We start from the raw sequence: 19,372 nt of genomic DNA on the forward strand, positions 1-19,372 counted from the left end.
TTCCTTTCAGCAATCCGTATGAGAAGCGTGCCGTGAAGCACTAAGCCTAGCAGAAAGCCGTGTATTAACCGTGTTTCAGAAGAGGCTTTTCGCTATAGTACAGCTAACTTCAGAGGAGTAGAAATATGTCCGAAAAATCAGGTGATTTAACACAGCTACGGCGCGAATATGTGGCCGAGGGATTAATGCGAAGCGATATGGCAGCAGATCCTGTTGAGCAGTTCTCGACATGGTTCGACATAGCATGCCAAGCGCGTCCGGATGATGCCTCCTCCATGACGTTAGCAACGGCCAGCAAAACCGGGATGCCGTCGGCGCGTATCGTTTTGTTAAAGCACTTCGATGCAGACGGTTTTGCCTGGTATACCGACTACGAAAGTAACAAGGGGAAGGAGCTAGCTGAAAACCCGCAAGCGGAGCTAATGTTCTACTGGTACGGGTTGGAGCGCCAGATTCGCATCCAAGGGCGTGTGGAGAAGCTCGATCCTGCGAAGGGTGAGGCCTATTTCCATGCGCGTCCATTGGGTAGCCAGCTTAGTGCGGCGATCTCCCATCAGAGTGCGCCGGTAGAGAGCCGCGAAGAGCTGGAAGCACGAGTAGAAGCTTTCTCACAACGCTGCGGCGATCAAGTAGAGCGCCCCGAGCGCTGGGGGGGATATCGTCTCGTGCCGCAACGCTTTGAGTTTTGGCAGGGACGTGAGAACCGTCTACACGACCGATTTTGCTACACGTTAACCGCTGATGGTTGGACGTTGACGAGATTGCAGCCATGAGCGATATGCCAATCATCGTTGATACAGCGGCCGACTTTGATAGTGTCGTGATCTGGATGCACGGCTTAGGAGCGGATGGATCTGATTTCCCGCCTGCAATTCCTTACTTATCATTGCCTGAGTCGCTTAAAATTCGCTTTATGTTTCCGAATGCTCCGGTGCGTCCTGTGACGATCAACGGTGGCTTTGAGATGCGCTCTTGGTACGACATTCTGAGCATGGAGGCTGGTGGCCGAGAGATCAACGCTCAGCAGTTGCAGCAGTCGGTGGCGCAGGTCCAGCGGTTGATTGATGAGTACATTGAGCAGGGCATCGCCGCTCAGCGGATCTTTCTAGTTGGATTCTCCCAAGGGGGCGCGGTTGCTTACGAGGCGGGGTTAACTTATCCACACGCGCTGGGTGGCATCGTTGCGATGTCGACCTATTTACCGCGCTCACTTGATGAGGTCGCGCCGGTTGCACCAACAGCGTTACCCATTTTAACGCTGCACGGGGAGTATGATGATGTGGTTTCAATTGCGATGGGTGAAGCGGCTAAGCAGCAACTAGACACTCATGGCTACGCGCCGCAGTGGCACGTTTACCCTATGGCTCACGAAGTGTCGTTAGCGTCTCTGGAAACGTTGGGTCAGTGGCTGCAGTTGCAGATGATGAAGTAAAGAGGTTTGAAATGAAAATTGAGAAAGATCGGGTTGTTACCTTCCACTATGCGCTAGTCAGCGGTGAAGGTGAGGTCATTGATGGTACTAAGGGCGGTGATCCGATCCCTTATCTGCATGGGCATAATAATATCGTGCCAGGCCTTGAAGCCGCTCTTGATGGCCACGAAGCTGGTGAGCAGGTCCGTGTCACATTGGCCCCTGAACAAGCTTATGGCGAGCGTGACGAAGAGAAAGTCTTCGATGTGGAGCGCCAATTATTTGCCAATGTTCCAGAGCTTGCTGTTGGCTTTATGTGCCATATGACTAACGAACAAGGCGTCGAGGAGCTGGTCTCTGTAGTAGAGATTGCGGACGACGTCGTTACGGTCGATGCTAATCACCCTTATGCCGGTGAAACCCTCACCTTTGAGGTGGATCTTCTCGAGGTCCGTACGGCAACTGCAGACGAAATTAAAGCCGGCAGCTTAATCTAGCTCCGCATCGATGATAGCGGCATCAGCCTTTGGGCTGGTGTCTGCTACACCTTCTCGCGCCACTCTAGCTCCCCTAAATGCACATTTAGCCACTCGAAACCGATGCGCTTGGCCACGGCCGCAGCACCATCCAGACTTTTAAACTCCCGCTCCTTCTTACTGCGCTGCAAGTCTAGCGTGATGATGTTTCCGTCCTTCGCGATAAATTTCAACGTCCAGCCGCGTGACATCGCAATCGGCGTGGCTTCACATGATTCAAATACGCCTGCGTTGAAAAGCAATTTTATTTCCCTTTCTTGCATTGTCTTAAATCCTTAATGATTATTTATTTTTGATTTAAGATTATTCTAAATAAAAAAATGATTTTTGGCAAAAATATCCTCTATTTTTAATGTCTTTAAGTTGCTGATTATTAAGTGTTTTTTTGGGGTTTTGGAATAATTTTGAGTGTCGGCTTTCAAGTGTGTAAGTGCTTGTTTTTAAAGCAATATTAATGCGAGGTTTTTTAGAGTTTTTTGTTATTTTAAATTTATTTTTTATAGCTTTATGTGTTTTTGATTTGTCTTTATTGATTTTTGATTATCATTTTTTAGTTTTTGAATGTTCTTTTTGGGTATCTGCTTAGCTGATGCTGAATTGGTACGAAAGAAGTACAAAAGAAAGGGATAAATTTGCCGATTTACAGGTAGAGCATTGGAAAGTGAACTATCTTTTAGGAGCTACGATGCACATAAGGGAGAAGTAGCCAAATGAACTTGCCGGAACACTTAACCATCATCGAAGCCGCAGAGATGAAGGAGCAGTTTGCTGAAGCCCTCAACAATGGGCCGCAGCTTGAGATGGATCTTTCCCGCCTACAACGTGTTGATACCGCAGGAATCCAGCTTTTAGCTGCCGTTAAAAAAGCCGCTCAGCAACAGGGTGGTGATATTCAATGGCAGGGCTCATCGGATGCTCTTTTTCAAAGTGCTCGTTGGATTGGAATGGTGGAAGTATTAGGACTTCCTGAGTAGATATTTAAATTGGAGATTTCACATGGCGACAGTATTGGTTGTCGACGATTCTGCATCCCTGCGCAACATGGTGACATTTACCCTCAAGCAACAGGGATACGATGTTGTTGAAGCTGGTAACGGACAAGAGGCGTTGACCAAAGCCAAGGGGACGAAATGTGACTTGGTGCTGAGTGATGTCAACATGCCCATTATGGATGGCATCACGCTGTGTAGTGAGCTGCGTAAACTACCTGCTTTCAAATTCACACCGATCTTGATGTTAACGACGGAAAGCTCTCCGGAGATGAAACAGAAAGGTAAGGCTGCCGGTGCAACGGGATGGCTAGTTAAACCGTTCAACCCTGATACCTTGTTGGCGACAATGAAGCGCGTGGTGCGATAAGCCTATGAGTATTGATCTCTCACAATTCATTCCTACCTTTCTAGAAGAGAGCTTTGAAGGGTTGGAAGTGATGGAGTCTGGGCTCCTGAATCTAGATGCGAATGATAGTGAGCAGATCAACGCGATTTTTCGTGCTGCCCACTCCATTAAAGGGGGAGCTGGTACCTTTGGTTTTGGGCACATTACCGAGTTCACTCATGTTGTTGAAACATTGCTGGACGAGGTGCGCGGCGGTGATCGAGCCTTCACTCCGTCGTTGCAGTCATTGTTGCTGCAGTCGGTCGATTGCATTCGTATGTTGCTGGAGGCTGCGCGTGATGGAGTCGAGTGCGAGAACGACCAAATTGGTACAGTCCATCAAGAGTTGGTCGCTGAATTAGAAGGGGGCGCCCCGGCGCCTGCTACAGATACACCTCAGGCACAACCTGCTGATACTGGCGCACAGCAGCAAAAAGGTTGGCTGATACACTTTGTCCCAGAGCCCCATCTTTTGATGACAGGTAATGAGCCAATCCTGATGATGTCGGCGCTCGCTGAGTTAGGGGATACTGAGCTTAGTGTTTTAGAAGATAAATTACCTGAGTTCTCTGAACTGAACCCAGAAGAGCTTCACCTTGCTTGGCAGGTCCAATTATTTAGCGATTGTAGTGAGGCGGATGTACGCGAAGTATTTGAGTGGGTTGAAGATGATTGTGAACTCACTATCACGCCACTCTTGGACACTGCCGTAGAAAGTGCCCCAGCGGAGGAACTCGCTCCTCAAGTTGACACCCCAGTAGAACAACCCACGGCTGCAAAAACTCCAGCACCTACGACTCAAGAAACGCCGAAGACTGCGGCTAAGCCCGCAGCGCGTAAGGCCTCCCAAGAGGCAGGCTCGATTCGTGTAGGTATCGACAAAATTGATGGGTTGATCAACCGGGTGGGTGAGCTCGTTATTACTCAATCCATGCTAAGTCAGGCAGGTAGTGAGCTTGCCGAGCAAGATCTGCCAGCGGTAGAGCGTTTACATGAAGGTTTAGTGCAGCTCGAGCGTAATACCCGTGACCTGCAGGAAGAGGTCATGCGGATTCGTATGCTGCCTATCAGTTTTGTGTTCAATCGCTTTCCACGCATGGTGCATGATGTGAGCGCCAAGCTAAACAAACAGGTTGAGTTGAAGCTATCGGGTGAACAAACCGAGCTAGACAAAACTGTGATGGAAAAGATCGGCGACCCACTTGTGCATCTGGTTCGTAACTCGCTTGATCATGGTTTGGAGCCCCCTGAAGAACGTCTTGCTGCGGGCAAAGATGAAACCGGTATCGTGCACCTCAATGCTTACCACCAAGGCGGCTATATTGTCATCGAAATTAAAGACGATGGCCGTGGCTTGAATACCGAGCGCATTCGTGAAAAAGCGCTAGAGAATGGATTGATTTCGCCAGATCAGCCATTGGCTGAATCTGAAATCCATGAACTTATCTTCCGAGCCGGCTTTTCGACGGCAGCCGAGGTCAGTGATCTCTCTGGCCGTGGTGTTGGCATGGACGTGGTACGTAAAAATATCGAATCTTTGGGTGGGCATGTCTCGGTTCAATCGGAGACAGGTAAAGGCTCTACATTCACGGTTAGCTTGCCGCTCACATTAGCCATCCTTGATGGTCAGCTCGTGCAGATAAACGATGAGGTTTATATCGTACCGCTGGTATCTGTTGTCGAGTCGATTCAAGTGGCTGATTCCGAATTACAAGGTATTGCGGGAGAGGGGCGTCTGTTCCGTTTCCGTGACGAGTATATCCCGATTATCCATCTGCGCCGTGTGTTTGATGTGGCCTCCAGTGCAGCGACGGCTTCCACGAGTTTGATGGTTGTTGTTGAAGGCGGTGGCATGAAAGTGGGCCTGATTGTTGATGACCTGCAAGGCCAACAACAGGTGGTGATTAAGAGCTTGGAAACGAATTACAAGCGAGTCGATGGTATCTCTGGTGCGACGATTCTTGGCGATGGTGATGTTGCACTGATTCTTGATGTGGCTGGCCTAATAAAAATCGGCTTGGAGCCAACGACTAAACACGAGCTGCACAGAAAAAATGAGCAGCTCCAGGTTGAAGAGGAGGCGCTGGCATGACGGATGTTACCGATATGTTAGTGGATAGCCGCCAAGTGCTGACTTTCATCTTGGCTGAGGAAGAGTACGCCGTTGATATCCTGCGTGTCCAAGAGATTCGTGGCTGGTCCGCAGTGACTCGTATTCCAAATGCACCTGATTACATGAAAGGTGTGCTCAATTTGCGTGGCGCGATTATCCCCGTTATCGATCTGCGCTTGCGGTTTGGTTTTGGCGCGCGCGCTTACGATCAAACCACGGTTATCGTCGTTGTTTGGGTCAATTCGGGTGATCGACAGCGCAGTATTGGTCTAGTGGTGGATGCTGTGGCTGAAACCTATGCGATTTCAAACGATGAAATGAGTCCTGCGCCATTGATGGGGGCGGGTGTGGAGCCTGACTTTATCGAAGGGTTAGCAACCCTCGATGAGAAGATGATCATTCTGTTGAATTTGGATTATCTGCTTAATTCTGGTGACTTGGCTCTTGATGAGAGCGGGTCTGAGTAACAACAAAGATTAGATGTGGGATGGCAACGTCCAATGAAAGGCTGTTAAGGAGCTGATTTATGAAGATCAATATGCCAGTCACGGATCGCGAGCGAAAACTGATACCCGGGCAGGAGTTAGTCACCAAAACTGACCTTAAGGGAACAATTACGTATGTGAATCCGGCTTTCGTTGAGATTAGTGGCTTCTCCGAAGAGGAGCTACTTGGCAAAAACCATAACGTTGTCCGCCATCCTGATATGCCCCCAGAGGCGTTTGCCGATCTTTGGGGTACGCTGCAACTAGGCCGTCCTTGGTGCAAGCTAGTAAAAAACCGCTGTAAAAACGGCGATTTTTACTGGGTGAAAGCGAATGCGACCCCGATCTTTAGCAACGGTCAGGTGGTTGAGTATATGTCGGTGCGCACGGCGCCAACAGATCTTGAAATTCAGGCAGCTGAAACGCTTTATGCCAAGCTGCGCAACAAAGACGTTGTGTTACCCTCGCCGAAACAGCTGAAAACGCAAACATTAGACAGCAAGCTTATGCAGTGGGCAGCGATCGGACTTGTTTTAATGCTCGTTGTCAGTGGAGGTTTGTTTGCCGCCGGTATGCCAAGCCTTGCGGCGATCGGCCCGCTGCTTGCGTTTGTCTTGATGTACTTTGGTGCGATTTCTACGGTTAAAGAACAAGTGAAAGCGCCGCTCAAGCGCTCACTCAATAAACTGAAGCAGGTCTCAGAGGGCGACTATTTTGCCGAGATCGATGTAGATGAAGAGGGTGAACTCGGTGACTTGAGCCGCGCGACGAAGTCAATGGCGATCAAGCTAGGCTTTGACGTTAACAACTCTAAGCAGGTTGCCCAAGAAGCGACACGCATCAAACAAGCCCTAGATTGCGTAACATCCAACGTGATGATGGCAGATAGTAATCGGAACATCATCTATGTGAATGATGCAGTGGTCGAGATGCTAAGCACGGCACAAGAGGATATCCGCAGAGATTTGCCTGACTTCGATGCACGTAATTTAGTTGGCAAAAGTATCGATATTTTCCATAAAGACCCATCCCATCAAGAGCGCATGTTGGATGCGCTGCGCGATACCTACCGTGGCCGAATTAAGGTGGGTGTGCGCAGCTTTGATCTGGTAGCAAACCCTGTCTTCACTGATGATGGCCAGCGTTTGGGTACCGTGGTCGAATGGGCGGATGTAACTGACCAGCTTCAAGCAGAAGATGCCGTGGCGAAGCTGATTCATGGTGCCTCTTCAGGTGATTTGAGCCAGCGTCTAGATGCTGATGTTTACAGCGGCTTTATGCGTACGATCGCGACGGGTGTTAATGAGATGCTGGATGCGGTTGTTGAGCCGGTGCGCGAGACAAAACGTGTGCTTTCTGGGCTTGCCGATGGTGACCTAACGCAGCAGATGCAGGGCAACTTTTCTGGTGAGTTTGCTGAGCTAAATGATGCCCTTAATAACTCGATGGCGAAGTTGCAGACCTTGGTGGGTGATATTCGTGGTGCCGGTTCTGCGATTACCACGGGGTCTTCTGAAATTGCGCATGGTAACTCGACGCTGAGCCAACGCACTGAAAGCCAAGCTGCAAGCTTGCAACAAACAGCGGCCAGCATGGAAGAGATGACCAGTACGGTTAAGCAAAATGCTGAGAATGCGCAGGAGGCTAGTCGCCTTGCTGAGCGAGCTAAAGTCTTAGCTGATGATGGTAGCGAGATTGCCGGTAAGGTGGTGAGCTCAATGGGTGACATCAGCCAATCTTCGAAGAAAATTGCCGAGATCATTGGTGTGATTGACGAGATCGCTTTCCAAACGAACTTGTTGGCATTGAACGCAGCCGTAGAGGCGGCGCGTGCGGGTGAGCAAGGCCGTGGTTTCGCTGTGGTGGCTGCAGAGGTTCGTAACTTGGCTCAGCGCAGTGCCAGCGCTGCGAAAGAGATCAAAGAGCTGATCAGTGATAGCGTTGAGAAAGTTGAAGAGGGTAGCCGCTACGTTGATGAGTCTGGCCGTGCTTTGAACGAGATCATGGGTGGCGTTGAGCAAGTTTCATCGATCATCAATGAAATTGCAGTGGCGAGCCGCGAACAAGCCAGTGGTATCGAGCAGGTGAATATCGCGGTTACAGCGATGGACGAGGGTACCCAGCAGAACGCTGCGTTGGTTGAGCAAGTGGCAGCGGCATCAGAGTCAATGGAAGAGCAAGCGCAGCAGTTGCAGCGTTTGGTCAATGTTTTCAAAGTTGATTTAGCGGGCTCAATGGCTGCGCAAACTGCCCCGGTTCAGCCCGCTGCGCCTGCGATGACAAGTGCACCGGCGCCAGCACAACGCGTAGCTGCACCGGCTGTGAGCGCACCGATTATGGCAGCGGCGTCTAGCGATGATGAGTGGGAAGAGTTCTAAGATCTAAAATACAAGGGAGCTGTACCTACAATGGCGGTAACGAGTCCTCAAGCGACTGAACGAGAGTTTGTATTTACACAGAAAGACTTTGAACGGGTGCGCAAAGAGCTGTACGCACATGCGGGTATCACGTTGTCTGATCATAAAAAAGACATGACCTATAACCGCTTAGTTCGTCGCTTACGGGAGCTCGGGTTAAATAGCTTTGATGAGTACTTTGCGTATCTGACTCAGCATGACGATGAGTTTGGTATGTTTATTAATGCGCTCACCACGAACTTGACCTCCTTCTTTCGTGAGAATCATCACTTTGAGTATCTCCAGCGGGAGATCATTGCGTCTTCTGAGGTCGCCGCAAGTCGGCGCTTGCGCATCTGGTCTGCTGGCTGCTCGATGGGCGAGGAGCCTTATAGCATCGCTATCAGTTGTATGTCGGCGCCTGTTGAGACGCAGCATTGGGATATTCAGATCCTTGCCACAGATATCGACACCAAAGTGCTGCAGACCGGCGCCAATGGTATCTATGGCATTGAGCGCATTGAGAGTATACCTGCGCAGCTTAAGCGGCGTTTTTTTCGCCGTGGTAAAGGTGCGCAAGAGGGTAATGTCAAAGTTGCTCCTGAACTGCAGCAGCTCATCACGTTTAAGCAGTTGAACCTGATGGAGGCGCTACCCTTTAAGGGGCCTTTGGATGTGATTTTCTGCCGCAATGTGATGATCTATTTCGACAAAGAAACTCAGCAGATGCTGTTGGATAAGTTTGCTGAAGTCCTAAAACCTGGTGGAATTCTTTTTGTTGGGCATTCGGAGTCGCCATTTCGTTTGACAGACCGTTTTAAGCTAATTGGCCAAACGGTTTACCGTAAGGTGTATTGAGATGAGCTCGATTGCAAGACCTGCTGGCATGGAGCCGGCGCCCTCACTGATCGGCTTTGAGCATTACCATCGCTACTGGTTTCGCAAGTGTAACTGCTTTGCTGTGAAAATTAAGCCGGGCGAGTTTTATGTCACTCGTAGCGCTGAAGCGATCACGACTGTATTGGGCTCATGTGTGGCGGCTTGCGTACGGGATCCGGTTGCGGGTGTTGGTGGGATGAATCACTTCATCTTGCCGGACTCGGATACGGGCGGAGCTTTGTCGGAGTCTTCTCGCTATGGCGCATATGCGATGGAGCAGTTGATCAACGAAGTGATGAAGTTTGGTGGCGTGCGTGAGCGCCTAGAAATAAAAGTGACTGGCGGTGGCAATATGATGCAGGGAATGTCCGATATCGGCGCGCTCAATGCACAGTTTGTTACCGATTATTTGCGCATGGAAGGGTTTCACATAGTTTCATCCGATTTAGGCGGTGATAACCCTAGAAATGTTGCGTACCTTCCGATGGAAGGCCGAATGTTAGTGAAGAAGCTTGCGACGTTGCACAACAGTAAACTACTGGCAGCGGAAGGGCAGTACCAGCAGCGTATCGATACCGGTGCTGTGGGTGGTGAAGTTGAGTTGTTTTGATGGTTAAAGGGGTTCGTGTATGGGGCAAGTTTTAAAGGTTCTCGTTGTCGATGACTCGGCGTTGATTCGTAAAGTCCTGTCAGAAGTTATTTCATCTGATCCACGGCTCACGGTCGTTGGCACAGCAGCGGAGCCCTATGAAGCGAGAGATAAAATTAAGGCTCTCGCCCCCGATGTTGTCACGCTTGATATTGAGATGCCAAAGATGGACGGCATCACTTTTTTGAAAAACTTAATGCGTTTGCATCCACTGCCGGTGGTTATGTTGTCCACTTTGACGGCGAAAGGTGCAGACGAAACACTCAAAGCGCTTGAACTAGGCGCTATCGACTTTATTCAGAAACCGCAGCTAGGTGCGGCTGGTATGGTGGGAGAGTTTGCCCAAACCCTTAACGATAAAGTAGCAGCCGCGGGTGTTCTGAAGTCGCGCCTCGTTAAACGTGCTCCTCAATTGTCTGTGCCTGTTGCACCGCAAGCGAACACGGCACCCCCTAGCGCTGGTGAAGGAAAAGAGCTCATTGTTATCGGTTCATCCACGGGTGGAACCGAAGCGCTAAGTGATCTCTTAATGCATCTGCCAGATCAGATGCCACCGATTGTCGTTGCTCAGCATATTCCGGCTACATTTAGCGAACGATTTGCTAAGCGCCTGAATGAAAAAGTTCCACTGAGTGTGGTGGAAGCTCAACATGGACAAACGTTGCAGCGCGGCATGGCTTATATCGCGCCGGGTGGCTTTCAGTTGCGTATAAGCCGCCACGGTGCAGCACTTAAGTGCCAAGTGACAGACGATGAGCCTGTTAACCGTCACAAGCCTTCGGTTGAGGCATTGTTTGATTCGGTAGTCGCAGCGAGAGTGCCCAAAGTGCTAGCTGTAATGCTCACCGGGATGGGGAGTGATGGTGCAGCCGCTATGTTGCGTTTGAAGCAGTCTGGGGCTTATACCATTGCGCAAGACGAAGAGAGTAGTCTTGTATGGGGAATGCCTGGGTCTGCGGTCAAACTGGGTGCTGCGGATGAGGTCGCTTCGCTAAATAAAATTCCACGTTCTTTGTTACAGCGGCTACGCTGATATAAGCACCACCTTTTAACATGCGGCAAAATCAGAAAGGAAGAGATAATGAGTAATAAATGGGGTGTCTTTTTAGCCGTTGTTGCAGCTGCTGTTTTAGTGCTCGGGGAAGTACTTGGCTCGCAAGTTTTGCGCTGGGTTGCTGAGGCCGGACTTATCATCGGTTTATTGGGTGCGCTGCTGCAAAGCCAGTCTGGAAGCTCTGCCACTGAGGGCGCGCCCGAGTCGGTTGAGCAAACGAGAATTGGCCATGTTGATGGTGGTTCGATTAAACCTGCTCTCGACGAAGTGCGCGAAACACTTGAGTTTGAAGCACGCATCATTAACCAAGAGGTCGATCGTGTGGATCATTTGATCAAGGATGCTGTGCAGACTATGGGGTCGTGTTTCCATCAGATGAATCAGCTCTCCTCTGAGCAGGGCAACTGTGTGTTTGAAATCATCAATAAAACCAGCGATAACGGCGATGATGGTTTAAACATGCAGGACTTCTTGAAAGATGCCGGAGAGGTGCTCGACCAGTTCGTCGATATGATGGTCATCGTCAGCCGAAATAGCTTGGAAACAGTTCATCAAATTGATGACATGGTTAAACAACTCACTGAGATCTTCAGTCTGATCGAGAGCGTTGAAGGGTTGGCGTCTCAGACCAACCTCCTAGCACTGAATGCGAGTATTGAAGCGGCTCGTGCCGGTGAAGCAGGGCGAGGCTTTGCCGTTGTTGCCGACGAAGTCCGTTCGTTGTCGATCAGTTCAGCAGAGTTGAATAGCCAAATCCGCGATAAAATTACCAGCGCTAATGGCTCCATCAGCTTGTTGCGTGAGTCGGTTGGTAAAATGGCATCCTCTGATATCTCTGAAACGATCGAGACAAAAGAACGGGTCGGAAAGATGCTGATCAATGTTGGCAGCATGAATACATTTATCGCTGAACGCGTTGAGAGTATCAGTCAAGTCGGTCAGCAAATGGAAGTAGCGGTAGGCGATGCGACACGCTCGTTGCAGTTTGAAGATATCTCCTCCCAAGCTCTGCAGTCGCTTCATCATAATATTAACTCTTTGCAAGAGATCTCTAGTGGTTTGCGGGCGATTCAGTTTATCGATCCAAAAGAAACCAGTGCGCAACTTGAAGAGGTCTTAACTACCTGCCGCCGTTTACGTGAGCAGGGTGCCGAGCGGAACCGAGCGCGAACCGTATCTCAAGTGGATATGGAAGAGGGTGAAGTTGAGCTGTTTTAACCCGTTATTACTACCTATTGCAGGAGAGAATTATGCCTATTAGTGCCTCAGTATCCGACGATAAGCGCCATGTGGATATCAGCATTTCCGACCGCTTTGATTACAGCTTGCACCAGCCATTTCGTGACAGCTATAAAGATGTCAACCAAAGTGGCGTGACGTATAAACTCGACTTGAGCCAAGCCTCATATATGGATAGTTCAGCCCTAGGTATGGTGCTGCTGCTGAAGGAGCATGCAGATGGGCAAGGAAGTAAAGTTGTGATTGCTAAACCTCATCCCTCTGTTGCGAAAATTCTTAAGATCGCCAACTTCGACCGCTTTGTAACGATTGAAGCGTAGGAGTGTCCTGTGAGTGAGCTGTCCACCAAAATAAGCACCATTCTCATCGTTGATGATTTAGCGGCAAACCGGAACTCAATGGCTGCCATGCTTGAGGGACCTGATGCTCAAATACTGCTAGCAGAGAGCGGTGAGCAAGCTATTGAGCTTTACCGCCAGCACCGCCCCGATGTTATTTTGATGGATATTGTGATGCCGGGAGTCGATGGTATTGAGGCCACCCGCCGCATCAAAGAGGAAGCCGGTGACCGCTTCGTGCCCATTATTATGGTAAGCAGCTCCGAACACGAGGCGGTGATTCGTAAGAGCATTAGCGCAGGTGGGGATGATTTTATTTGTCGCCCGTTTTCGACGGAGATCTTAAAGCAAAAGATCTATGCAATTCAGCGCATCAGCAAGCTGTACGGTGAAATACGCGAACTCAATAGTATCCGCAATCGCGAAGAGGAAGTGGCAGAGCAGCTGTTTAGTGGTGCTGTTGAACAGGGCAATGTGTGCCTTGACCAAGTTAAGCTGCACAAACAGCCAGCTTCTACCTTCAGTGGTGATGTGCAGCTAACAGCGCGCCGCCCTAATGGTGACTTAAATGTCCTATTAGGTGACTTTACTGGCCACGGCCTCACCTCTGCTGTTGGTGCAATTCCTTTAGCAGAGACCTTTCGAGCCATGACCGCTAAGGGGTATGAGGCGGAGGATATCCTTAAGCAGATTAACAGCAAGCTTAGTACGTTGCTACCAACTGGGATGTTTCTTGCGGCAGCTTTCGTTACCATTTCCCAAGATGGCTACTGTTCGCTTTGGAATGGCGGGATGCCTGATATTTTGGTGCTGTCACCTGAGGGCGATGTGGTGTTACGTATCGAGTCTTCGGATCCTCCTTTGGGTATCACGCTTCGTTTGGATCAGTTGATCGTGAAGCGTGTGACATTAGATGCGCAATCGAGAATTCTAATGGTGAGTGATGGTGTCCTTGAAGCGCGGAATCTTGAGGGCGATTATTTCGGCGAGAAGCGACTGCTCTGGGCAGCTAAGCAGGGATGTAAAGAAGAGCAGCTTATTAAGCGTGTTACCCGCGCTGTGGAGCTGTTTTCGCGTGGTCACGTGCAGGAAGATGATATTTCGTTGATTGAGGTGCCAGCGCATCTGGATTTAGAAGAGGTTCCGGTTGCGGGTGCTGTGCAAGCACCGGGTGAAACGATCGAAGAGGGCGCGCGTTGGGAGTGGCGAATTCGCTTGCATGGCAGCAACCTCAAGCGCCTCAATCCTGTTGCCATCGGTATGAGTCACCTACAAGAGATAGAGGGGCCGAGCGACCACTGGCATGATGTATTTACGATCTTAACGGAGCTCTATGTAAACTCGTTGGATCATGGTGTTTTGCAGCTATCATCGGAGATGAAGGCCAGCCCAGAGGGTTTTGCAGAGTACTTCTCTGAGCGGGAGCAGCGGCTCAATGCAATAAGTCCCGACTCCTACATTGAGCTGCAGTTAACGCATATTAAAGAGTTTGATGGTGGGCGTTTGTTTATCTTCATCCAGGACAGTGGCGAAGGTTTCCCCTTCGATGAATGGCTGTCGAAAGAGCCAAATAGTAACGAAGATGCTCAGCCAAAACTCTCTGGACGCGGCATCACTCTCATTAGGGAATTGTGTGAATCTCTTCATTATTACGATGATGGCCGCTGTGCTGAGGCTGAGTTTGTTTGGCGGTCTTAAGCGAAAAATTGCGCTAGATCAATAGTTCAAATTTTGATCGGGTGGCAGGCATATGAGTATTGAGCCATATCAATTCTAACGCTACGGGAGGGGTGTAATCTGAACCCAAGTTGATAAGAAATTCACGAAGGTGGCGGTTATGTTTGGTATGGATCCCTATGTTTTTGAAACTCTGTGGCCAAGCCTGTTAGGTGTAGCTGGTATGGCTGGTGTAATGGTATGGGCATTCTTTAAAGTACGTTCTTTGATGAACGAAGATAAAGTAGAAAAGTAAGCCCTAGCCATAAGCATATGAAAAGCTCGCTTAAATAGCGGGCTTTTTTATTGCCTCCTCGATAAGGCAGTTGAGCAAGAGGGCAGGCGCTTTAAGAGGTCGTCGAGTCTCTTGAACTGTGAGTTTGTCGACTCTAATATCACCGCATGACTATGCACCTTAAAAGAGTTCTCCCATCTGACTTTCCTGCATTACAGCGCTTTTACAAGCAAGCCGGTTATAAAGGCAAGGCTTCGACACGCGATGAAAACTGGGTTTTAGTTGATTATAACGAAGTGATCTGTGCAGCTGCGCGTATTGTTCTCCAAGCCCATGAACGTATTTTGCGTGGCGTTTGGGTGGCAGCTGATGTTCAACATCAGGGAATTGGCAGTGCCTTGCTACGGCAGTTATCAAACGGCGGACATTTATCTCAATGCTACACCTTTCCGTATCAGCACTTAGTTAGCTTCTATCAACGCGCTGGGTTTGCAGAGGTGGTAGCAACGCCTCATCTGATGCCGTTGCTACAGCGATATAATCGCGACGGGCAAAAAGTCGCTCTAATGCGCTATATGGGTAGCTAGCGTACTTAGGTAGCTGGGGTCGCTTCAGTTGTTTGATCCGCTTGGTTTTTCGCGGAGTGGTTTTCGGTGTCGGCATCGCCAGCCTCTGAAGGCTTTTTCTTGGTTCTTTGCTTCGCTGCGGATGGCTCAAAGGTGAAAACCTGCCCCAGTTCAAAGAGGAAGCGGCCAAATGCCCCTTGCGGATAGTCACGATAATAGTGCTTGCTGACAAATGTATTCATGCTATTGCGCTCTTGGGGAAACTGGATTGCGGCAGACACCACAGCGCCAAGTATGGCTACGAGGTGCACCAGCCCGATACCGGACATAGGCGTTTGGGCTGCTGCTGCCGAAACGTTGCCAGACAATAGTGCGCTAAATACATTGCTAGGCCATAGATCCCCCAAACGATAGTAGCTTAAAAAGCTATCGCCATGGCTCAGATCAATAGGCATCAGCCCTAAGCGCTCGGCAAAGAATAGCCCGCCTGTGCTGGCGATTAAGCCAACCACGAGTCCGGCTGCGAGCCGACCCAACTTATAAAACAACCCCACCAGCAATAACGTGACGGCAGCCAGCCCTGCTCCTGCTGCTCGATAGTCTAACGCGTTAGCGTCAGAGAATTTGAGACCAACTTGAAGAGCAACAGGCAGCGCCAAGAATATGCTGATGGTTAGCACTGTCAGTGCTTTCATTGTGAGGAGAAAGCCTGGTAGCTGGCGAAAACAGAGGAAAGAGAGCAGTACGATTAAGAATGAGGAGGCGCCGTTCAGTGCTAGTGAAACGGTATCTTTGCCAAATAAGTTAACAACTAGCCAAAGTGTAACGCTCATCGCTGCCAGCAACAGCAGCGTCAGGGTGAGTTGAGATGCCCGATAGGTGATCCAACGCGCTAGCGTAACACCGCGTAAAAATAGTACTGCACACAGAGCAAGCAGGGCAAGATCGAGATAACGGCTATATTGCTCCATCGCGTTCGGTAGCCCGGAAAATGCGGTGAAAATGGTCTGCAATATAGGTTCCATGAGTCTTTCCTGATAGCAATCTGCGACAAAGTGGCGCCAATGTTAACAAGGGATAGCTGAATGCTAGATAATTAAGCACAGAAGACATGTTATAGCCCTGTAAAAGTTTAGCGTGCTGACATGACAAAAAGATCACTCACAAGGTGCGACCTATGACCCGAGCTGAGCGCAGCTGCGCAGTAACGATACGTATCCCCGAGCGCTTGTATAGTCGGCCGGTGCTGCTAAGTTGTGAGCAGCCTTTTATCCTCACAGCATGGCCACTTCAGACTAAAACGACGGTTGAAACTCTTATTACGCAGCGCTTCTCTAATTTATTCGCTCAAGCTCCTCAATTGTGTGCTGCAGGTTGCATTACCTTTAACGGTGAGCCTTGCGCGATGCCAACAGTGCTTCCAGAGGGGGCGCAACTCTGTATTGAGCTACCCAACCATCAAGAGGAGCCTGTGGATACCCGCTGGGAGTTGCTCTGGGAAAATGACCAGCTCATGGCTGTGTTCAAGCCGCCCCTCTTGCCGGTGAGCCGCACTACGCGCAACCTTTTCAATACCCTTATTTCTATGATCCGCCGCCAGACGCCATACTACGATGCTCGGTTGCTCCATCGGTTAGATACTGAAACGGCTGGCATTTTGCTGGTAGCAAAGGATGCGGAGGCTGACCGCTATTGGAAGCCGCGTTTAGGGCAACTGATGATCCGTAAACTATATCGCGCGGAAGTATCAGGTGTGCCCTCTTGGGATGCCATTCAGGCCGATAACTATTTGGCTACACGTGAGCACAGCCCTATTCGCAGTCAAGTCTATGTTGCGCAGAGCCAAACAGCGGTTGGTTATATAAAGCCCAAATTAGCGAGCAGCAAGTTTCGTGTTACGAGCCGAGGATCAGAGACTAGTGTCCTAGAGTGTGAGTTGCTGACCGGCCGCAAGCATCAAATTCGAGCGCAGCTTGCAGCCCTAGGGCACCCCATTGTTGGTGACAAAATTTATCAACATCAAGGTAAGTATTATCTCAAGCGCTTACAGCAGCCGCTAAGTCGCCAAGACTTTGCCAGCTTAGGTGGCTTATATCATCGCTTGGTGGCCGTAGAGCTTACTCTAGATTTGGCGGCTTAGCGCTTTATAAGCTTCGCTGTTGTAGCTCGCTCTGATAGAAGTGGCGCTGTGCACAATTGATGTACCCCATCAATTCCGCGGCCTTAAGCGCATGTGCGGGATAGTTATAGTCGATACATACATCGACTCCGGCAATCCAGATACGGCGCACAAATTCTGGTGTTGGCGTGGCCGACAGAAAGCATAGTGTCGGAAAGCCCTTAATTCGCCCCAATCTCGCTAACTGGTCTAACGCTAGGTGCTGCATGCAATCTGAGGCAGGTAGTAGCATTAACAGAAGATCAGGGTCTTGTTCGAGAATCGCTTGCATAAAGTTGCTCGCAAGTGCCTGTTGGTTTACCAGCTCGACGCCCGCAGGTTCGAGTGCCAGTGCAAGATGATTTTTATCTGCTTGGTTACCACCAATGAGAATGGCCGTTTCACTACTTGATGTACTTGCTTGTGATTGCATCGTTGAGATCTCCGGATAGCAGCCTTGATCTCTCTTTAGTCAGCAATAGGTATACCAATCCGTGTCAGCTAGCGGTAAGTCGCGCTAAACAGTGGGTTTTTTAAAACGAGCCGTTATTGTAAGCGCCATATCTGTGCTTCATTTTGGGGCATGAAGAGATGTTTTGGTGCAGTTTTTTTGTATAAAGCACTGATTTGGTGCGCATGTTGTGCTGTTGATTGAGATTGTGTATCACCAGCGGTTTGCTAACGCTGCTTAGGAATTCATCAAAATTTGCGAAGCGCCTATTTATGGGCTTTGTAGCGCTGTTAGAGCAGTAGTCGACAGGCTTATCCACAAAAGGTGTGTGTAACTTTAGTCTTATAAAGGAGCTATTGCTCTTTTGGCCAATGCACATGATGCTCGTCGATGGTGAAAGGGTGCTTATGCTTAACCGTCGCATGATGGTGCATATGGGTATGTGGCTCAGGGCCCTCCCAACCTTCGTGTGCATGCTGGTGGTGCGCATCGTGTGTATGTGGATGCGCATGGCTCAGCGCTTGATGTTCATGCCAGATCGCTTCAGGCTCAGCCTTTGCCCACTGTTGGCTGGCAATTAAGATCGCCACTGCTGCCATGGCCGCCAACATCACAAAGGTATGAGTTAAGCCAAGTTGGGCTCCCAGCTGACCCGCGAGCAGATAGCCAATCAGCCACATGCCGTGCGTCAGCGCAAAGTTAGCGGCAAAAAAGTCGTTTCTATCCCCAGCCTGGCAGGAGTCTCGGATCACTTTACCAGTAGGGATTAAGACTAAAGAGGTCGCAAAGCCGATGACTACCCACAGTGGAAACAGGCTCACATAGCTATGCGGTGCGGCCCCTAAAAGCAGCGATAGTGGAAAGAGTAGAGCGCCGCTCAGCATGAGGTTTCGGTCACTGAAGCGTTGCATCAGCGCAGGTAAAAGCAGCGCTGCTGCAATTGAGCCCACACCGGTCGCCATCATCAAAAGGGGAACCGCCTCTTCGCTAAGGCCAAGCACCTCTCGAACGTACACAACCGTATTCACGATCACCATCGCCCCGGCTAATGAAAGCGCTAAGTTCAACGCAAGGACACCCCGTAAGCGCGGCGTTTTGAGATAGCTACGTACGCCGAAGCTGATACGGTGCCAAACTCCGCCGCTTCTCTCCGTGGTTTGCGCAATGGGCAGTGTAACTAAGCCGATAAACGCTGCCGCGATCACAAAAGCGATAGTGTTAAACGTAAATAGCAAGTCGTAGGGTAGGAGCAGCAGAAGTGCCGCCGCTAATGCTGGGCTGAGCAGAGCTTCCATCTCCGTGGCGAGGCGCGATAGCGATAATGCCTGATTGTAGCTTTGCTCCTCGGGGAGGATATCGGGTAGTAACGCTTGATAAACAGGTGTGTAGCCTGCGGCTAGAGCATTGAGCAGAAAGATCAGTAGATAGAGTTGCCACGCCTCAGCGATAAAGGGTAGGCAGGCAACCACGCCCGCACGCGCTAAGTTCAACCCCGCCAACCAATACTTACGCGGCAGTAAGGAGGCATAGCTGCCGACAACAGGTGCAATGGTTAGGTAGGCCACCATCTTGACCGCAAGCGCGGTGCCCAGTACCGCACCAGCACTGGTGGGGCTAAGATCATAAGCAAGCAAAGCTAAAGCAACCGTTGCCAGCCCAGTGCCGGTAAGAGAGATAAGCTGGCTGAAAAAAAGCCAGCGAAAGCGCTTATCACGGAGCGGCTGCAATAGCTCTGGCATGACGGACCTCTTGATATAAGTGCGCCACAG

The 19,372-nt window shown here is 50.0% G+C and carries 21 protein-coding genes; 17 read left to right on the forward strand and 4 right to left on the reverse strand.

The window, feature by feature from the left end; genetic code table 11:
• The first annotated feature begins 125 nt into the window (after window positions 1-125).
• From pdxH to E4L36_RS15590, 3 genes are read left to right on the forward strand one after another with little or no spacing between them, the layout of a single operon-like run.
• Complete coding sequence (gene pdxH / locus E4L36_RS15580) at window positions 126-773, forward strand: pyridoxamine 5'-phosphate oxidase (protein ID WP_136681365.1); 648 nt, start codon at window positions 126-128, stop codon at window positions 771-773.
• Window positions 770-1,432, forward strand: a complete 663-nt coding sequence (locus E4L36_RS15585; protein ID WP_136681366.1) for a dienelactone hydrolase family protein — start codon at window positions 770-772, stop codon at window positions 1,430-1,432. Before pdxH ends, E4L36_RS15585 begins: the two co-directional genes overlap by 4 nt.
• 11 nt (window positions 1,433-1,443) lie before the next feature.
• Window positions 1,444-1,908, forward strand: coding sequence for a peptidylprolyl isomerase (locus E4L36_RS15590; protein ID WP_136681367.1), 465 nt, complete (start codon window positions 1,444-1,446; stop codon window positions 1,906-1,908).
• 44 nt (window positions 1,909-1,952) lie between these two features.
• On the opposite strand, the gene E4L36_RS15595 is transcribed toward E4L36_RS15590, so the two are convergent.
• Window positions 1,953-2,210: a hypothetical protein gene (locus E4L36_RS15595; protein ID WP_127694852.1), complete on the reverse strand. Its 258-nt coding sequence runs from the start codon at window positions 2,208-2,210 to the stop codon at window positions 1,953-1,955.
• A gap of 447 nt (window positions 2,211-2,657) precedes the next feature.
• Between E4L36_RS15595 and E4L36_RS15600 the strand changes: the two genes are divergently transcribed.
• The 13 genes from E4L36_RS15600 (at window position 2,658) to E4L36_RS15655 (ending at window position 15,015) form a co-directional block, all read left to right on the forward strand.
• Window positions 2,658-2,921, forward strand: coding sequence for an STAS domain-containing protein (locus E4L36_RS15600; RefSeq protein ID WP_127694853.1), 264 nt, complete (start codon window positions 2,658-2,660; stop codon window positions 2,919-2,921).
• A gap of 22 nt (window positions 2,922-2,943) precedes the next feature.
• On the forward strand, window positions 2,944-3,306 hold the full coding sequence (locus tag E4L36_RS15605; RefSeq protein ID WP_127694854.1) for a response regulator: 363 nt from the start codon (window positions 2,944-2,946) through the stop codon (window positions 3,304-3,306).
• A gap of 4 nt (window positions 3,307-3,310) precedes the next feature.
• The gene (locus E4L36_RS15610; RefSeq protein ID WP_136681368.1) at window positions 3,311-5,416 is read left to right on the forward strand and encodes a chemotaxis protein CheA; all 2,106 of its coding nucleotides are present in this window, start codon (window positions 3,311-3,313) and stop codon (window positions 5,414-5,416) included.
• Window positions 5,413-5,904 (forward strand): chemotaxis protein CheW, encoded by a 492-nt coding sequence (locus tag E4L36_RS15615; protein ID WP_206064600.1) that lies wholly within the window; start codon window positions 5,413-5,415, stop codon window positions 5,902-5,904. Before E4L36_RS15610 ends, E4L36_RS15615 begins: the two co-directional genes overlap by 4 nt.
• Before the next feature lie 59 nt (window positions 5,905-5,963).
• Window positions 5,964-8,300 carry a methyl-accepting chemotaxis protein gene (locus E4L36_RS15620; protein ID WP_136681369.1) on the forward strand — a complete coding sequence of 779 codons (2,337 nt, stop codon included), beginning with the start codon at window positions 5,964-5,966 and terminating at the stop codon, window positions 8,298-8,300.
• A 30-nt stretch (window positions 8,301-8,330) separates the two neighbouring features.
• Window positions 8,331-9,176 carry a protein-glutamate O-methyltransferase CheR gene (locus E4L36_RS15625; protein ID WP_136681370.1) on the forward strand — a complete coding sequence of 282 codons (846 nt, stop codon included), beginning with the start codon at window positions 8,331-8,333 and terminating at the stop codon, window positions 9,174-9,176.
• 1 nt (window position 9,177) lies between these two features.
• Complete coding sequence (cheD, locus tag E4L36_RS15630) at window positions 9,178-9,807, forward strand: chemoreceptor glutamine deamidase CheD (RefSeq protein WP_206064601.1); 630 nt, start codon at window positions 9,178-9,180, stop codon at window positions 9,805-9,807.
• 19 nt (window positions 9,808-9,826) lie between these two features.
• Complete coding sequence (locus E4L36_RS15635) at window positions 9,827-10,879, forward strand: chemotaxis response regulator protein-glutamate methylesterase (protein WP_136681371.1); 1,053 nt, start codon at window positions 9,827-9,829, stop codon at window positions 10,877-10,879.
• Between the two features lie 48 nt (window positions 10,880-10,927).
• A complete protein-coding gene (locus tag E4L36_RS15640) occupies window positions 10,928-12,118 on the forward strand; it encodes a methyl-accepting chemotaxis protein (protein ID WP_136681372.1) in 1,191 nt (396 codons plus the stop codon).
• A 32-nt stretch (window positions 12,119-12,150) separates the two neighbouring features.
• Window positions 12,151-12,459 carry an STAS domain-containing protein gene (locus E4L36_RS15645; protein WP_136681373.1) on the forward strand — a complete coding sequence of 103 codons (309 nt, stop codon included), beginning with the start codon at window positions 12,151-12,153 and terminating at the stop codon, window positions 12,457-12,459.
• Window positions 12,460-12,468: 9 nt separating this feature from the next.
• Window positions 12,469-14,175 carry a SpoIIE family protein phosphatase gene (locus E4L36_RS15650; protein ID WP_136681374.1) on the forward strand — a complete coding sequence of 569 codons (1,707 nt, stop codon included), beginning with the start codon at window positions 12,469-12,471 and terminating at the stop codon, window positions 14,173-14,175.
• 139 nt (window positions 14,176-14,314) lie between these two features.
• Window positions 14,315-14,449 carry a hypothetical protein gene (locus tag E4L36_RS18095; RefSeq protein ID WP_276317524.1) on the forward strand — a complete coding sequence of 45 codons (135 nt, stop codon included), beginning with the start codon at window positions 14,315-14,317 and terminating at the stop codon, window positions 14,447-14,449.
• 152 nt (window positions 14,450-14,601) lie between these two features.
• Window positions 14,602-15,015, forward strand: coding sequence for a GNAT family N-acetyltransferase (locus E4L36_RS15655; RefSeq protein WP_169051563.1), 414 nt, complete (start codon window positions 14,602-14,604; stop codon window positions 15,013-15,015).
• A 5-nt stretch (window positions 15,016-15,020) separates the two neighbouring features.
• Here E4L36_RS15655 and E4L36_RS15660 read toward each other — a convergent pair whose 3' ends face one another.
• Window positions 15,021-16,019 (reverse strand): hypothetical protein, encoded by a 999-nt coding sequence (locus tag E4L36_RS15660; RefSeq protein WP_136681376.1) that lies wholly within the window; start codon window positions 16,017-16,019, stop codon window positions 15,021-15,023.
• A 152-nt stretch (window positions 16,020-16,171) separates the two neighbouring features.
• Between E4L36_RS15660 and E4L36_RS15665 the strand changes: the two genes are divergently transcribed.
• The gene (locus tag E4L36_RS15665) at window positions 16,172-17,134 is read left to right on the forward strand and encodes an RluA family pseudouridine synthase (protein WP_136681377.1); all 963 of its coding nucleotides are present in this window, start codon (window positions 16,172-16,174) and stop codon (window positions 17,132-17,134) included.
• Window positions 17,135-17,138: 4 nt separating this feature from the next.
• On the opposite strand, the gene E4L36_RS15670 is transcribed toward E4L36_RS15665, so the two are convergent.
• Window positions 17,139-17,585, reverse strand: a complete 447-nt coding sequence (locus E4L36_RS15670) for a hypothetical protein (protein WP_136681378.1) — start codon at window positions 17,583-17,585, stop codon at window positions 17,139-17,141.
• A gap of 371 nt (window positions 17,586-17,956) precedes the next feature.
• Window positions 17,957-19,342: an MFS transporter gene (locus E4L36_RS15675; protein ID WP_136681379.1), complete on the reverse strand. Its 1,386-nt coding sequence runs from the start codon at window positions 19,340-19,342 to the stop codon at window positions 17,957-17,959.
• Window positions 19,343-19,372: the final 30 nt, after the last annotated feature.

The sequence above is a fragment of the Neptunomonas sp. XY-337 genome, assembly GCF_004959845.1.
Classification (GTDB): Bacteria; Pseudomonadota; Gammaproteobacteria; order Pseudomonadales; family Balneatricaceae; genus Neptunomonas; species Neptunomonas marina.

Bases quoted from the DNA above. Each gene is read 5' to 3' on its own strand.
- pdxH (WP_136681365.1), top strand. From the start codon at position 126: ATGTCCGAAAAATCAGGTGATTTAACACAGCTACGGCGCGAATATGTG.
- E4L36_RS15635 (WP_136681371.1), top strand. From the start codon at position 9,827: ATGGGGCAAGTTTTAAAGGTTCTCGTTGTCGATGACTCGGCGTTGATT.
- E4L36_RS15590 (WP_136681367.1), top strand. From the start codon at position 1,444: ATGAAAATTGAGAAAGATCGGGTTGTTACCTTCCACTATGCGCTAGTC.
- E4L36_RS15625 (WP_136681370.1), top strand. From the start codon at position 8,331: ATGGCGGTAACGAGTCCTCAAGCGACTGAACGAGAGTTTGTATTTACA.
- E4L36_RS15665 (WP_136681377.1), top strand. From the start codon at position 16,172: ATGACCCGAGCTGAGCGCAGCTGCGCAGTAACGATACGTATCCCCGAG.
- E4L36_RS15670 (WP_136681378.1), bottom strand. From the start codon at position 17,585: ATGCAATCACAAGCAAGTACATCAAGTAGTGAAACGGCCATTCTCATT.
- E4L36_RS15645 (WP_136681373.1), top strand. From the start codon at position 12,151: ATGCCTATTAGTGCCTCAGTATCCGACGATAAGCGCCATGTGGATATC.
- E4L36_RS15585 (WP_136681366.1), top strand. From the start codon at position 770: ATGAGCGATATGCCAATCATCGTTGATACAGCGGCCGACTTTGATAGT.
- E4L36_RS15600 (WP_127694853.1), top strand. From the start codon at position 2,658: ATGAACTTGCCGGAACACTTAACCATCATCGAAGCCGCAGAGATGAAG.
- E4L36_RS15595 (WP_127694852.1), bottom strand. From the start codon at position 2,210: ATGCAAGAAAGGGAAATAAAATTGCTTTTCAACGCAGGCGTATTTGAA.
- E4L36_RS15615 (WP_206064600.1), top strand. From the start codon at position 5,413: ATGACGGATGTTACCGATATGTTAGTGGATAGCCGCCAAGTGCTGACT.
- E4L36_RS15605 (WP_127694854.1), top strand. From the start codon at position 2,944: ATGGCGACAGTATTGGTTGTCGACGATTCTGCATCCCTGCGCAACATG.
- E4L36_RS15610 (WP_136681368.1), top strand. From the start codon at position 3,311: ATGAGTATTGATCTCTCACAATTCATTCCTACCTTTCTAGAAGAGAGC.
- E4L36_RS15620 (WP_136681369.1), top strand. From the start codon at position 5,964: ATGAAGATCAATATGCCAGTCACGGATCGCGAGCGAAAACTGATACCC.
- E4L36_RS15675 (WP_136681379.1), bottom strand. From the start codon at position 19,342: ATGCCAGAGCTATTGCAGCCGCTCCGTGATAAGCGCTTTCGCTGGCTT.
- cheD (WP_206064601.1), top strand. From the start codon at position 9,178: ATGAGCTCGATTGCAAGACCTGCTGGCATGGAGCCGGCGCCCTCACTG.
- E4L36_RS15655 (WP_169051563.1), top strand. From the start codon at position 14,602: ATGCACCTTAAAAGAGTTCTCCCATCTGACTTTCCTGCATTACAGCGC.
- E4L36_RS15660 (WP_136681376.1), bottom strand. From the start codon at position 16,019: ATGGAACCTATATTGCAGACCATTTTCACCGCATTTTCCGGGCTACCG.
- E4L36_RS18095 (WP_276317524.1), top strand. From the start codon at position 14,315: ATGTTTGGTATGGATCCCTATGTTTTTGAAACTCTGTGGCCAAGCCTG.
- E4L36_RS15640 (WP_136681372.1), top strand. From the start codon at position 10,928: ATGAGTAATAAATGGGGTGTCTTTTTAGCCGTTGTTGCAGCTGCTGTT.